At 45.2% G+C, this 15,375-nt stretch carries 10 protein-coding genes; all 10 read right to left on the reverse strand.

Annotated elements, in window-relative coordinates; all coding sequences use genetic code 11:
- Positions 1–8: 8 nt before the first annotated feature.
- The 10 genes from rplW to rpoB all read right to left on the reverse strand — a co-directional run bounded on the left by rplW (position 9) and on the right by rpoB (position 15,139).
- On the reverse strand, positions 9–308 hold the full coding sequence (gene rplW / locus FM038_RS24045; RefSeq protein WP_142873455.1) for a 50S ribosomal protein L23: 300 nt from the start codon (positions 306–308) through the stop codon (positions 9–11).
- A complete protein-coding gene (gene rplD, locus FM038_RS24050) occupies positions 305–910 on the reverse strand; it encodes a 50S ribosomal protein L4 (protein ID WP_142873454.1) in 606 nt (201 codons plus the stop codon). The genes rplW and rplD overlap by 4 nt, the downstream gene beginning before the upstream one ends.
- A gap of 16 nt (positions 911–926) precedes the next feature.
- A complete protein-coding gene (gene rplC / locus FM038_RS24055) occupies positions 927–1,565 on the reverse strand; it encodes a 50S ribosomal protein L3 (RefSeq protein WP_142873453.1) in 639 nt (212 codons plus the stop codon).
- Between the two features lie 15 nt (positions 1,566–1,580).
- Positions 1,581–1,892 (reverse strand): 30S ribosomal protein S10, encoded by a 312-nt coding sequence (gene rpsJ, locus FM038_RS24060; RefSeq protein ID WP_005503530.1) that lies wholly within the window; start codon positions 1,890–1,892, stop codon positions 1,581–1,583.
- 356 nt (positions 1,893–2,248) lie between these two features.
- A complete protein-coding gene (gene tuf, locus FM038_RS24065; RefSeq protein WP_142873441.1) occupies positions 2,249–3,433 on the reverse strand; it encodes an elongation factor Tu in 1,185 nt (394 codons plus the stop codon).
- 83 nt (positions 3,434–3,516) lie between these two features.
- A complete protein-coding gene (fusA, locus tag FM038_RS24070; protein ID WP_142873452.1) occupies positions 3,517–5,613 on the reverse strand; it encodes an elongation factor G in 2,097 nt (698 codons plus the stop codon).
- Between the two features lie 75 nt (positions 5,614–5,688).
- Positions 5,689–6,159 carry a 30S ribosomal protein S7 gene (gene rpsG, locus FM038_RS24075; RefSeq protein WP_142873451.1) on the reverse strand — a complete coding sequence of 157 codons (471 nt, stop codon included), beginning with the start codon at positions 6,157–6,159 and terminating at the stop codon, positions 5,689–5,691.
- A gap of 76 nt (positions 6,160–6,235) precedes the next feature.
- Positions 6,236–6,610 (reverse strand): 30S ribosomal protein S12, encoded by a 375-nt coding sequence (gene rpsL / locus FM038_RS24080; RefSeq protein WP_142873450.1) that lies wholly within the window; start codon positions 6,608–6,610, stop codon positions 6,236–6,238.
- A 190-nt stretch (positions 6,611–6,800) separates the two neighbouring features.
- Positions 6,801–11,027, reverse strand: coding sequence for a DNA-directed RNA polymerase subunit beta' (gene rpoC / locus FM038_RS24085; protein WP_195873163.1), 4,227 nt, complete (start codon positions 11,025–11,027; stop codon positions 6,801–6,803).
- An 80-nt stretch (positions 11,028–11,107) separates the two neighbouring features.
- Positions 11,108–15,139, reverse strand: coding sequence for a DNA-directed RNA polymerase subunit beta (gene rpoB / locus FM038_RS24090; RefSeq protein WP_142873448.1), 4,032 nt, complete (start codon positions 15,137–15,139; stop codon positions 11,108–11,110).
- Between the last annotated feature and the right edge of the window lie 236 nt (positions 15,140–15,375).

Below are 15,375 nucleotides of genomic sequence, written 5' to 3' on the forward strand. Positions count from 1 at the left end.
TCCTTTGCTTACTCAGCGCCGACGAAATCGATGTCAGCACCTTCAGCTAGAGTAACGTAGGCTTTTTTCCAATCTACACGACGACCCATACGGGCACCGGTACGCTTGGTTTTGCCTTTGTTAACTAGAGTGCGAACTGAATCAACTTCAACTTCGAACAACTTAGCGACTGCAGCTTTAATTTCAGCTTTAGTAGCGTCAACAGCTACACGGAAAACTACCGTGTTGTTATTTTCTGCACAAACAGTACTCTTTTCAGAGATATGTGGTGCAAGAATAACTTTTAGCAAACGTTCTTCGCTTATCATCCCAGCATCTCCTCGATTTGCTTAACAGCATCGGCAGTTACTAGTACTTTGTTGAACGCGATAAGGCTAACTGGATCAATACCAGCAACATCACGAACGTCAACTTTGTACAAGTTGCGAGCGGCCAAGAACAAGTTCTCGTCAATTTCTGGAGTAACAATCAACACGTCTTCCAGGTTCATTTCTGCCAATTTAGCTTTTAGCTCTTTAGTTTTAGGAGCTTCAACACTAAACGACTCAACCACGATAAGACGGTCTTGACGTACCAATTCAGAGAATATGCTTTTCAGCGCTCCACGGTACATCTTCTTGTTAACTTTTTGGCTGTGATCTTGAGCTTTAGCAGCGAATGTTACGCCACCGCCACGCCAGATTGGGCCTTTAACACTACCGGCACGAGCGCGGCCTGTGCCTTTTTGGCGCCATGGCTTTTTGCCAGAACCAATAACTTCCGCACGAGTCTTTTGAGCACGAGTGCCCTGACGTGCGTTTGCAGCATATGCTACAACTACCTGATGAACCAGTGCTTCATTAAAGTCACGGCCGAAGGTAGTTTCGGAAACTTCCAGAGCACTTTGTGCGTCTTTCAATACCAATTCCATTACTATCTCCTCAGACCTAAGCTTTAACGGCAGGTTTGATGATCAGGTTGCCATTAGTAGCCCCCGGAACAGCACCCTTAACCAATAGCAAGTTACGTTCAACATCTACACGTACAACGTCTAGATTCTGTGTAGTAACACGCTCTGCACCCATGTGGCCTGACATTTTCTTACCTTTGAAAACGCGACCAGGTGTTTGGTTTTGACCGATAGAACCGTTGGATCTATGTGCCAGTGAGTTACCGTGTGTCATATCTTGTGCATGGAAGTTCCAACGCTTAATACCGCCTTGGAAGCCCTTACCTTTAGATTGACCAGTAACATCAACTTTCGCTATGTCAGCGAAGATATCAACATTAAGCTCAGCACCAACTTCAATGCCTTCGCCTTCGTCATCTGCCAAACGCACTTCCCATAAACCACGACCGGCTTCTACGCCAGCCTTAGCAAAGTGACCTGCTTCTGGCTTAGTGATGCGATTAGCTTTTTTGTTACCAGTAGTAACTTGAAGAGCACGGTAACCGTCAGTTTCTAAGGTTTTCACCTGAGTAACGCGGTTTGACGTGATTTCAATTACTGTAACTGGGAGAGAAACGCCATCTTCACCGAAGATGCGAGTCATACCCACTTTACGACCGATAAGACCGATAGCCATCTCGAAAACCTCTTATTAACCCAAGCTAATCTGAACGTCAACACCAGCCGCAAGATCAAGACGCATAAGCGCATCTACAGTCTTTTCAGTTGGCTCAACGATGTCAACTAGACGTTTGTGAGTACGAAGTTCGTACTGATCACGCGCATCTTTATTAACGTGTGGAGAAGTCAAAATGGTATAACGTTCTTTACGCGTTGGAAGTGGAATTGGACCACGAACCTGTGCGCCTGTACGCTTAGCAGTTTCAACGATTTCCGCAGTAGATTGATCGATCAGACGATGATCAAATCCTTTTAAGCGGATACGGATTCTTTGGTTCTGCATTGACCAGAGCTCCTAAAATGGACACATAAAAAATCACCCTCTTGCACTTCCTATAGGAACGCAGAGCGAGATGATTTAACCGTTCGACTCACAATCGGAGTCGCTGTTTTTTTGTGTTAGGCCTATTGCCTAACTAATTTAATTCGCCTAATGGTTAAGGCGAAGGGGTATTATACTGATTTAAACGACCAGATCAACCCCGTTGTCTGAAATACCGTCAAATAGTCGATAATCAACAAAGTGGCGGTCATTATACCTAGCCAGATCAGGAATACTAGCCTTGTAACTATTTTTCAGGCAATAAAAAAGGAAGCCGAAGCTTCCTTTTCTTTAGTGTCTAGTAAGACTAATCGCTATTAAGCGATGATCTTAGCTACAACACCAGCACCAACAGTACGGCCACCTTCACGAATAGCGAAGCGTAAACCTTCATCCATCGCGATTGGGCAGATTAGTGTTACTACCATCTGAACGTTATCACCAGGCATTACCATCTCTACGCCTTCTGGAAGCTCGATAGTACCGGTTACGTCAGTTGTACGGAAGTAGAACTGTGGACGATAGCCTTTGAAGAATGGAGTGTGACGTCCGCCTTCTTCTTTTGACAGAACATAGATTTCTGATTCAAAAGTTGTATGTGGAGTGATTGAACCTGGAGCAGCTAGAACCTGACCACGCTCAACGTCTTCACGCTTAGTACCACGTAGAAGAACACCACAGTTCTCACCTGCACGACCTTCGTCAAGCAGCTTACGGAACATTTCAACACCAGTACAAGTCGTCTTAGTCGTATCTCTGATACCAACGATTTCTACTTCTTCACCAATTTTGATGATACCGCGCTCTACACGACCAGTTACAACTGTACCACGGCCTGAGATTGAGAAAACATCTTCGATTGGAAGAATGAATGCACCATCGATAGCACGCTCTGGCTCTGGGATATAAGTATCCAAAGCATCTGCAAGCTCAAGAATCTTAGCTTCCCAATCAGCTTCGCCTTCAAGGGCTTTAAGTGCTGAACCTTGGATAACTGGTAGGTCATCACCTGGGAAGTCATATTCAGAAAGAAGTTCACGAACTTCCATTTCTACAAGCTCAAGAAGCTCTTCATCATCTACCATGTCACATTTGTTCATGAATACGATGATGAAAGGTACGCCAACCTGACGAGAAAGCAGGATGTGCTCACGAGTCTGTGGCATTGGACCATCTGTAGAAGCAACTACTAGAATTGCGCCATCCATTTGAGCAGCACCAGTGATCATGTTTTTAACATAATCGGCGTGACCAGGACAATCTACGTGTGCGTAGTGACGTGCAGGAGTATCATACTCGATGTGAGAGGTATTAATTGTAATACCGCGCTCACGCTCTTCAGGAGCGTTATCGATTTGTGAGAAATCTTTAACATCACCACCGTAAGTCTTTGCCAAAACAGCAGAGATAGCAGCAGTTAGAGTTGTTTTACCATGATCGACGTGTCCGATAGTACCAACGTTAACGTGTGGTTTACTACGTTCAAATTTTTCTTTAGCCACGATATATTCCTTTCTTTTCAGAAATGCTCGGCTTCGAACCGAGCAATAGCAATTAATTTATACAAATATGGATAACAGGGCTACTAGCCTCTAGCTTCCATAATCGCTTTAGCAATGTTTTGCGGTGCATCGGAATACTTCAAAAACTCCATAGAGTATGAAGCACGCCCTTGAGTTGCACTACGCAAATCAGTTGCATATCCAAACATTTCAGATAGAGGTACGGTTGCATGAACGAGTTTGACGCCGGCAATGCCGTCGTCCATTCCTTCGATCAAGCCACGACGTCTATTCAAGTCACCAACAACATCACCCATGTAATTCTCAGGTGTTGTCACTTCAACTTTCATGCAGGGTTCTAAAATTACTGGGTCAGCTTCTAAAGCGCCCTTTTTAAAACCCATGGAAGCCGCAACTTTAAAGGCCATCTCATTGGAGTCCACATCATGATATGAACCGTCATAGAGCGTAACCTTCACGTCCAAGATAGGGAAGCCAGCGAGTACGCCGCTCTTCATCTGCTCTTGAATACCTTTATCTACTGCAGGGATGTATTCTCTCGGAACAGCACCACCAACAATCTCGTTGACAAATTCGTACCCAAAACCTTCTTCTTGAGGCTCCAGTTTCAACCAAACATGACCAAATTGACCACGTCCACCTGACTGACGTACAAACTTGCCTTCGACTTCTACATTCGAGCGAATAGTCTCGCGATATGCGACTTGAGGTTTACCTACGTTACACTCGACACTAAATTCACGACGCATACGGTCGACAATAATATCTAAGTGTAGCTCACCCATACCAGAGATCAGTGTCTGACCCGATTCAGGATCGGTTTCAACACGGAAGGAAGGATCTTCTGCTGCAAGTTTTTGCAACGCGATACCCATCTTCTGCTCATCGGCTTGAGATCTAGGTTCAACAGCAATCGTAATCACTGGCTCAGGGAACTCCATACGCTCAAGGATAACTTTATGATCGGGATCACAAAGAGTATCACCTGTAGTCACGTCCTTAAGACCAATTGCAGCCGCGATGTCGCCAGCGCGTACTTCTTTGATCTCTTGGCGATCGTTTGCATGCATCTGCACCATACGACCGACGCGTTCCCGCTTCTGTTTAACCGAATTATAAACGCCAGAACCTGTTGCTAATACACCCGAATATACGCGTATAAAAGTCAAAGTTCCAACAAATGGGTCTGTCGCTATCTTAAATGCCAACGCGGAGAAAGGAGCATTATCGTCCGCAGCGCGTTCGACCTCTTTCTCATTGTCATCTAGGCCTTTAATTGCAGGCACTTCGACTGGCGAAGGTAGATATTCGATAACGGCATCTAAAACTGCTTGCACACCTTTGTTCTTAAATGCAGAACCACAGGTAGCAAGTACAATTTCATTAGCGAGAGTACGTTGTCGCAGCGCCGTCTTGATCTCTTCTTCTGATAGTTCGCCCTCTTCGAGGTACTTCTCCATCAGTTCATCCGAGGCCTCAGCGGCTGCTTCAACCAGGTATTCACGCATCTCACTCGCTTTATCGGCAAGTTCAGCAGGAATATCTTCATAGGTGAATGTTGTTCCATTATCAGCTTCTGACCAGTTAATGGCCTTCATCTTGATCAGGTCAACAACGCCTTTAAACTCTTCTTCCGCACCAATGTTCATTTGAATTGGTACACAAGTCGCACCCAAACGGTTACGTATCTGTTCGACGACACTATCAAAGTCAGCACCAGCACGATCCATCTTGTTGATGAATACAATACGCGGTACATGATACTTATCAGCTTGACGCCAAACAGTCTCAGATTGTGGTTCAACACCCGACGCCCCACAGAACACAACAACGGCCCCATCGAGTACGCGCAAAGAACGTTCAACTTCAATAGTGAAGTCTACGTGTCCTGGTGTATCGATGATATTGATACGGTGCTCAGTAAACTGTGCCTCCATACCGCGCCAGAATGTGGTTGTTGCCGCAGAAGTAATGGTTATACCACGCTCCTGCTCCTGTTCCATCCAATCCATGGTGGCTGCGCCATCATGAACTTCACCAATCTTATGAGAAACACCGGTGTAGAACAAAACACGTTCTGTCGTTGTGGTTTTACCTGCGTCGACATGAGCAACAATACCAATATTTCGGTAGCGCTCAATCGGAGTTGTACGAGCCACGTTTAAACCCTCTTAACTAAGGTGAAAACCTTAGAGATGTAGAAAATGGAGCTGGCACAAGCCAGCTCCAACAGATTACCAGCGGTAATGAGCAAACGCTTTGTTTGCTTCTGCCATACGATGCACGTCTTCGCGCTTCTTAACAGCAGTACCTTTGTTATCTGAAGCGTCTACCAATTCACCTGCTAGACGTAGAGCCATAGATTTTTCACCGCGCTTACGAGCAGCTTCAACTAACCAACGCATACCCAATGCATTACGACGAACTGGGCGTACTTCACATGGTACCTGGTAAGTAGAACCACCAACACGACGAGACTTAACCTCGACTGAAGGGCGAACGTTTTCCAGGGCTGCTTCAAGGATCACTAGATGATCTTCGCCTTTCTTTTCGAAAGCGGTATCTAGTGCCTTGTAAATAATCTTTTCTGCAGTCGACTTTTTGCCGTCCTGCATAATGACGTTGATGAACTTAGCCAGCAACTCACTTTTAAACTTTGGATCTGGTAGGATTTTACGTTGTCCTACAACGCGACGTCTTGGCATAACAATTTCTCCGTATGCTTCAGGGACCCCAAAACTGGAATCTTAATATTAGCTTGGCCTTACTTAACGGAAAACGTTAAGACTTAGGGCGCTTAGCTCCGTACTTAGAACGACCTTGACGACGGTCACTCACGCCAGCACAATCTAATGCGCCACGAACAGTGTGGTAACGTACACCGGGTAGATCTTTAACACGACCACCACGGATTAGAATTACACTGTGCTCCTGCAGGTTGTGGCCTTCACCGCCGATGTACGAAGTTACTTCGAAACCGTTAGTAAGACGCACACGAGCTACTTTACGTAGTGCAGAGTTAGGTTTTTTTGGTGTGGTTGTGTATACGCGAGTACAAACACCACGTTTTTGTGGACACGCTTCCAACGCAGGCACGTTAGTCTTGTCGACTTTAGGTGCGCGTGGCTTACGAACCAACTGGTTTACAGTTGCCATGTATTGCTCCGAATCAGTTGATAAACTCAACAGTAAGGTGTGAAAAATCTATATCCCACAGGTGTGGGACGCGAAAGTTTAGAAAGGTAATGGCTATCTGTCAAGAAATAGACAACTTTTAACCGATATTAACTAAAAAAAAGGCGCTCAAGGCGCCTTTTTTTACATTCTATTTACTTTTAAGCCCGATTTAATCAGAACTTCCAGCAAGATTTAGCAGATCTGCCAAGTTTTGCTCGGCTTCACTTGCACTAATCGATGATGCTTGCTCAGACGTCTTACCCGCTGCTTTAGCAGCAGCTGCGGCATTACGTTTCTGATGGTAAGCATAACCAGTACCAGCAGGGATCAAGCGACCAACGATCACGTTCTCTTTCAGACCGCGTAGTTTATCACTCTTACCACCTACAGCCGCTTCAGTAAGTACACGAGTAGTTTCCTGGAACGATGCAGCAGAGATAAATGACTCTGTCGCTAGTGATGCCTTGGTAATACCAAGAAGTTCACGATCGAATGTCGCAGGCTTCTTACCTTGCGCTTCAAGTTCGCGGTTAGCGATCTTAACGCGAGCCACTTCAGCTTGCTCACCAGCTAAGAACTTGCTATCACCTGCATCAGTGATTAAACACTTACGTAGCATCTGGCGAATGATCACTTCGATATGCTTATCGTTAATTTTTACGCCCTGAAGACGGTAAACGTCTTGGACTTCATTAACGATATAGTTAGCCACTTTATGAATACCACGAAGACGTAGAATATCATGTGCAGCTTCAGCACCATCGGCAATAACTTCACCACGTTCGACTTTTTCACCTTCGAACACGTTAAGGTTACGCCACTTAGGGATCATCTCTTCGTATGGCTTGCCACCATCAGCAGGCGTGATCAACAGACGACGCTTACCTTTAGTTTCTTTACCAAACGAGATAGTACCTGAGTATTCAGCAAGAATTGCTGGCTCTTTTGGCTTACGTGCTTCGAATAAATCAGCAACACGAGGTAGACCACCGGTAATATCACGAGTCTTTGACGACTCCTGTGGAATACGTGCTAACGCATCACCAACGTTGATCGTAGCGTTATCATCCTGGTTGACAATTGCGTTGCCAGGTAGGAAATATTGCGCCGGTACTTCAGTACCAGGGATCATCAAGTCATTACCATCAGCGCCAACTAGACGAATCGCAGGACGCATCTCTTTACCAGCTGTTGGACGTTGACCGACTTCCATCACCACGATTGAAGACAGACCCGTAAGATCATCGGTCTGACGTGTCATAGTGACGTTTTCAATCATATCGACGAACTTGTTACTACCCGCTACTTCAGAAATGATCGGGTGAGTGTGCGGATCCCAGTTAGCGATAATCTCGCCAGCTGCCACAGTAGATTCTTCAAGTTTCTCTAGAATCGTACCGTAAGGGACCTTATAACGCTCTTTCTCACGACCGAGTTCGTCAATAATGGCGATCTCAGAAGAACGAGAAACAATAACCAACTTGCCTTCGCTGCTAGTAACATGCTTAGCATTATGTAGCTTAACAGTACCCGCGTTCTTAACTTGAATGTTGTTTTCAGCTGAAGCTCGAGACGCTGCACCACCAATGTGGAAGGTACGCATCGTTAGCTGTGTTCCTGGCTCACCAATAGATTGAGCAGCAACAACACCAATAGCCTCGCCTTGGTTGATGATATGGCCACGAGCCAAATCACGACCATAACAAGCTTTACAAACACCGAAATCGGTATTACAGCTAATGACTGAACGGACGATCATTTCATCGACTGAATGCTCTTCTAACAAGTCACACCAAGCTTCATCTAGCAAAGTATTACGAGGAGCAAGTACCTTTTCAGAACCTGGGTACATAACATCGACAGCAACCACACGACCAAGTACACGCTCACGCAATGGCTCAACAACATCACCACCTTCGATAAGCGGCTTCATTGTTAGACCTTCGTGAGTACCACAATCGTCTTCGATAACAACTAAATCTTGAGCCACATCAACTAGACGACGAGTTAGGTAACCCGAGTTAGCAGTCTTAAGTGCTGTATCGGCTAGACCTTTACGTGCACCGTGAGTCGAGATAAAGTACTGTGAAACGTTTAGACCTTCACGGAAGTTAGCTACAATAGGCGTTTCAATGATTGAGCCATCAGGCTTAGCCATCAGACCACGCATACCAGCTAGCTGACGAATCTGTGCAGCACTACCACGAGCACCCGAATCGGCCATCATGTAGATACTGTTGAAAGACTCTTGCTCTTCCTCTTCGCCATCACGGTTAATCACTGTCTCAACAGACAGGTTATCCATCATTGCTTTAGAGATTTTTTCGTTAGCACTTGCCCAGATATCAATAACCTTGTTGTAACGCTCACCGGCAGTTACAAGACCTGACTGGAACTGCTCTTGAATTTCAAGAACTTCAGCTTCAGCATCAGCTACTAAGGTGTATTTCTCAGCTGGGATAACCATATCGTTGATACCTACAGAGGCACCAGAAACAGTTGCATAGTGGAAACCGGCATACATCAATTGATCAGCAAAGATAACAGTATCTTTAAGACCTAGTTGACGGTAACAGGTGTTCAGTAACTTAGAGATCTGCTTCTTACCCATGTTCTGGTTAACCAGATCATAAGAAAGGCCCTTAGGCAGAATGCGAGAGAGTAATGCACGACCCACTGTAGTATCTACGATACGACGTGCTTCGCTGCGCTCACCATCTTCTGCAATATGAGTCTCAGTTACGCGAACCTTGATGCGTGCATGGATAGCAGCAAAGCCAGTGCGGTAAGCTTTTTCGACTTCGTCGATAGACTCAAACGCCATACCTTCACCTTTACCGTTAACACACTCACGGCTGGTGTAGTACAGACCCAATACAACATCTTGCGACGGTGTGATAACCGGCTCACCGTTTGCAGGTGAAAGAATGTTGTTGGTAGACATCATTAGCGAGCGTGCTTCTAACTGTGCTTCCAGAGTTAGTGGCACGTGAACAGCCATTTGGTCACCATCGAAATCGGCGTTGTACGCCGCACAAACGAGTGGGTGAAGCTGAATCGCTTTGCCTTCAATCAGTACCGGCTCAAATGCCTGGATACCAAGACGGTGAAGTGTTGGCGCACGGTTAAGCATGACTGGATGTTCACGAATCACATCGTCTAGCACATCCCATACTTCAGGCACTTCACGCTCTACCATCTTCTTAGCTGCTTTAATCGTTGTCGCTAGACCACGACCTTCAAGCTTGCCATAGATGAAAGGCTTAAATAGCTCTAGTGCCATCTTCTTTGGAAGACCACACTGATGTAAGCGAAGAGTTGGACCTACGGTAATAACCGAACGACCAGAGTAATCCACACGCTTACCTAGCAAGTTCTGACGGAAACGACCTTGCTTACCTTTGATCATATCGGCCAAAGATTTAAGCGGACGCTTGTTAGAACCTGTAATAGCACGACCACGACGACCGTTATCCAATAGCGCATCAACAGATTCTTGCAACATACGCTTTTCGTTACGTACGATGATATCTGGAGCAGCTAAATCTAACAGACGCTTTAGACGGTTGTTACGGTTGATCACACGACGGTAAAGGTCGTTCAAATCAGACGTAGCAAAACGACCGCCATCTAGTGGTACTAGTGGACGAAGATCTGGTGGCAGAACCGGAAGCACTTTAAGGATCATCCACTCAGGCTTGTTACCTGATTGGAAGAAAGCCTCAATAAGCTTAAGACGCTTAGTGATCTTCTTACGACGAGTCTCAGAATTGATAGATGGCAATTCTTCGCGCATCATCTCAATTTCTTTCTCAAGCTCGATAGCACGTAGCAATTCTAGAACTGCTTCAGCACCCATCTTAGCTTCGAATTCATCACCGTACTCTTCCAATGCATCCAGATAGTTTTCTTCTGTCAGCATTTGGCCGCGTTCAAGACTGGTCATGCCAGGCTCGATTACTACGAAAGATTCGAAGTAAAGTACACGTTCGATATCACGAAGAGTCATATCTAGCATCAAACCGATACGAGACGGAAGTGACTTCAAGAACCAAATATGTGCAACTGGGCTGGCTAGATCGATGTGACCCATACGCTCACGACGTACTTTAGTCTGTGTAACTTCAACGCCACACTTTTCACAGATCACACCACGGTGCTTAAGACGCTTATACTTACCGCATAAACATTCGTAATCTTTTACTGGACCAAAAATACGCGCACAGAATAAGCCTTCACGCTCAGGCTTAAAGGTACGGTAGTTAATGGTTTCTGGCTTCTTAACTTCACCAAATGACCAAGAACGGATCAGATCTGGCGACGCTAGTCCGATCTTGATGCCGTTAAATTCTTCAGTCTTGCTTTGCTGTTTCAGAAACTTTAATAAGTCTTTCACGTTTCTCTCCTGAAGGAGTTAAACCGAGTGCCCCGCTAATGCAGGACACCAATTTATTGCCAAACTAACCTAAGTTAGTTTTAGTCTTGATCCAACTCGATATTAATACCAAGTGAACGGATCTCCTTCAACAATACGTTGAATGACTCTGGCATGCCTGGTTGCATCTGGTAGTTACCGTCGACGATGCTCTTATACATCTGTGTTCGACCGTTAACATCATCAGACTTAACAGTTAGCATTTCTTGAAGGGTATATGCTGCACCGTATGCTTCTAGTGCCCATACTTCCATCTCACCGAAACGCTGACCACCAAACTGAGCTTTACCGCCCAGTGGCTGCTGAGTAACAAGACTGTACGAACCGGTAGAACGGGCGTGCATCTTATCGTCAACCAAGTGGTTAAGTTTAAGCATGTACATGTAACCAACGGTTACCTGACGCTCAAACTCATTACCTGTACGACCATCGTATAAGGTACGCTGTCCAGAGGTAGGTAGGCCAGCTAGTGCTAACATTTCCTTAATCTCTTTCTCTTTTGCACCATCAAACGCTGGAGTCGCAATAGGGATACCACCCTTAAGGTGCTTAGCAAGACGTACAACTTCATCATCTGTGAATGAGTTGATATCGACGCGCTGTTGCACTTCGTCACCTAATTCATAAACATCTTTGATATAGCTACGTAATTCAGCAAGTTCGCGTTGCTCTTCAAGCATTGCAGTGATCTTATCACCGATACCTTTAGCCGCTGCGCCCATATGCACCTCAAGAACCTGACCGATGTTCATACGAGATGGTACACCTAGTGGGTTCAGAACGATGTCAATTGGGTTGCCGTTTTCATCGTAAGGCATGTCTTCAACAGGGTTAATCTTAGAGATAACACCCTTGTTACCGTGACGACCCGCCATCTTATCACCAGGCTGGATAGTACGTTTAACTGCAAGGTAAACCTTAACAATCTTCAATACACCAGGTGCTAAATCATCACCTTGAGTGATCTTACGACGCTTGATCTCAAACTTCTTATCGAAATCAGCTTTTAGTTCGTCATGCTGTTCGGCAAGTTGCTCAAGCTCTGTCTGCTTTGCTTCATCATCAATTGTCTGTACTAACAACTGAGAACGAGGAATAGCATCAAGCTGTGCCTGTTCGAATCCTGCATTTAGTAACAGCTTGCGTGCACGTCCGTAAACACCCTCTTCGAGGATCTGGAACTCTTCAGACAAATCTTTCTTCGCCTGAGCAACATGCATCTCTTCAATTTCAACAGCACGCTTATCTTTCTCAACGCCGTCACGGGTAAATACCTGTACGTCGATGATAGTACCTTTTACAGAATTAGGTACGCGTAGTGAACTGTCTTTAACGTCAGAGGCTTTTTCACCGAAGATAGCTCGGAGGAGTTTCTCCTCTGGAGTCAGCTGAGTTTCACCCTTAGGTGTCACTTTACCAACTAAAATGTCGCCACCCTTAACTTCAGCACCGATATAAACGATACCTGACTCATCCAGCTTAGAAAGCGCAGACTCACCAACGTTTGGAATATCAGCAGTGATCTCTTCGCTACCTAGCTTAGTGTCACGAGCAATACAAGAAAGCTCCTGAATATGGATAGTCGTGAAACGATCTTCCATAGCAACACGTTCAGAGATAAGGATTGAATCTTCGAAGTTGTAACCGTTCCAAGGCATGAACGCGATACGCATGTTCTGACCAAGAGCCAAATCACCTAAATCGGTAGATGGACCATCGGCTAAAACGTCACCACGAACAACCGGATCACCCATCGAACAACAAGGACGTTGGTTAATACAGGTGTTCTGGTTAGAACGCGTGTATTTAGTCAAGTTGTAGATGTCGATACCAGCTTCACCAGGAGTAAGCTCAGCTTCGTTAACTTTAACAACGATACGGCTTGCATCGACATAATCGACATAACCGCCACGCTTAGCAGCAACAACAACACCTGAATCGACGGCAATAATACGCTCGATACCTGTACCGACTAATGGCTTATCAGCTCTTAGTGTTGGTACAGCTTGACGTTGCATGTTCGCACCCATCAAGGCTCGGTTAGCATCATCGTGTTCTAGGAACGGAATCAATGACGCCGCAACTGAAATGATCTGCTGTGGCGATACATCCATATATTGAATGTCACCAGCGGTCATAAAGGTTGAATCACCTTTGTGACGACAAGCAATTAGCTCGTCCATCATGCGACCATTTTCATCAAGGTCTACGATTGCTTGCGCGATAACGTAACGACCTTCTTCGATTGCAGATAGGTAATCGACCTGATCTGTCACAACACCATCGATAACTTTACGATAAGGTGTTTCGAGGAAGCCGTAAGAGTTAGTACGAGCGAAACTTGCTAATGAGTTGATTAGACCAATGTTTGGACCTTCAGGGGTCTCAATTGGACATAAACGACCATAGTGAGTCGGGTGTACATCTCGAACTTCGAAACCTGCACGTTCACGGGTCAAACCACCAGGGCCAAGAGCCGAAATACGGCGCTTATGCGTCACTTCAGAAAGCGGGTTGTTTTGATCCATAAACTGAGACAGTTGAGAAGAACCGAAGAACTCTTTAACTGCTGCAGAGATAGGCTTAGCATTGATAAGATCTTGTGGCATTAGCTCATTAAGATCACCAAGACTTAGACGCTCACGTACGGCACGTTCTACACGAACTAGACCAACACGGAACTGATTCTCAGCCATCTCGCCAACACTACGGATACGACGGTTACCCAAGTGATCGATATCATCGACTTCATCGCCACCATTACGAATAGTAATGATGTTCTTCATTACCGCAACGATGTCTTCTTTAGTCAGGATACCTGAACCTTCATCTTCGCCAATGCTCAGACGACGGTTGAACTTCATACGACCTACTTTAGATAGATCATAACGTTCTTCGCTAAAGAATAAGTTGTTGAATAGGGCTTCTGCAGCATCTTTGGTTGGTGGCTCGCCAGGACGCATCATACGATAGATTTCTACAAGCGCTTCAAGGCGGTTTGTAGTTGAATCGATACGTAGGGTATCTGACATGTAAGCACCGTTATCAAGCTCGTTGATATACAGTGTGCTTATCTCTTTAGTGCCAGCCATTGAAAGCTTTGCAAGATCTTCAAGGGTGATCTCTGCGTTAGCAGAAATTAAAACTTCACCTGTATCTGGATCGATATAATCCTGACCAGAAATCTTGCCTGCAATATATTCTACAGGTACTTCAAGCTCTGTGGTGTTCGACTTTTCTAGTTGACGAATATGACGAGCAGTGATGCGACGTCCCTTCTCAACTAAAATTGCACCATCAGCATCCTTGATGTCATAACTTGCTGTCTCGCCACGAAGACGTTCAGCAACAAGATCCATGACAAGTGTATCTTTCTTGATCTTGAAATTAACACGATCGAAGAACAGATCCAGAATATCCTGAGTAGAGTAATCTAGTGCACGCAGAATGATAGAAGCCGCAAGCTTACGACGTCGATCTATACGTACAAATAGTGCATCTTTTGGATCGAATTCAAAATCTAACCAAGAACCACGGTAAGGAATAATACGTGCGTTATATAACACTTTACCAGAAGAGTGGGTCTTGCCGCGGTCATGATCGAAGAACACACCAGGTGAACGGTGTAACTGAGATACGATAACACGCTCAGTACCATTGATAACAAAGGTACCGTTGTCAGTCATAAGAGGGATATCCCCCATGTAGACTTCTTGTTCTTTAATGTCTTTGACTGTTCCAGGTGCAGCTTCACGATCATACAAGACCATTCGCAATTTAACGCGTAGAGGAGCCGAATATGTAACACCGCGGATTTGACACTCTTTCACATCAAAAACAGGCTCACCTAACTTGTAGCTAACATACTGTAGCTCTGAGTTACCAGAAAAGCTCTTGATGGGAAAAACGCTACGGAAGGCAGCTTCAAAGCCACGCTCGCCAGTAGGATCTTGATCGGTGAACTTCTTAAATGAGTCCAACTGTATTGACAATAGGTAAGGGATATCCAAAACTTTTGGACGTTTACCAAAATCTTTACGAATACGCTTCTTTTCAGAATAGGAGTAAACCATGGGTTTCCTCTGATTTCGAGATGTGACCAAGACTGAAACAATCATCTGATTGAAACAGCGCGTTTGCCCATCACCGTTGATGGCAAGAACCTAACCAGTAATCTCTGTTAGGAACTGCATAATCTGGCGACAAACGGTGAATAAAAAATCGCCTGCGCATATAGCGCAAAAAAGGCCGACGGTTAAAAAACCGCCAGCCTTCACCCAATTTCTCGGGCTTAGCAAGTTAAATTATA

The sequence above is a fragment of the Shewanella eurypsychrophilus genome (assembly GCF_007004545.3).
GTDB lineage: Bacteria > Pseudomonadota > Gammaproteobacteria > Enterobacterales > Shewanellaceae > Shewanella > Shewanella eurypsychrophilus.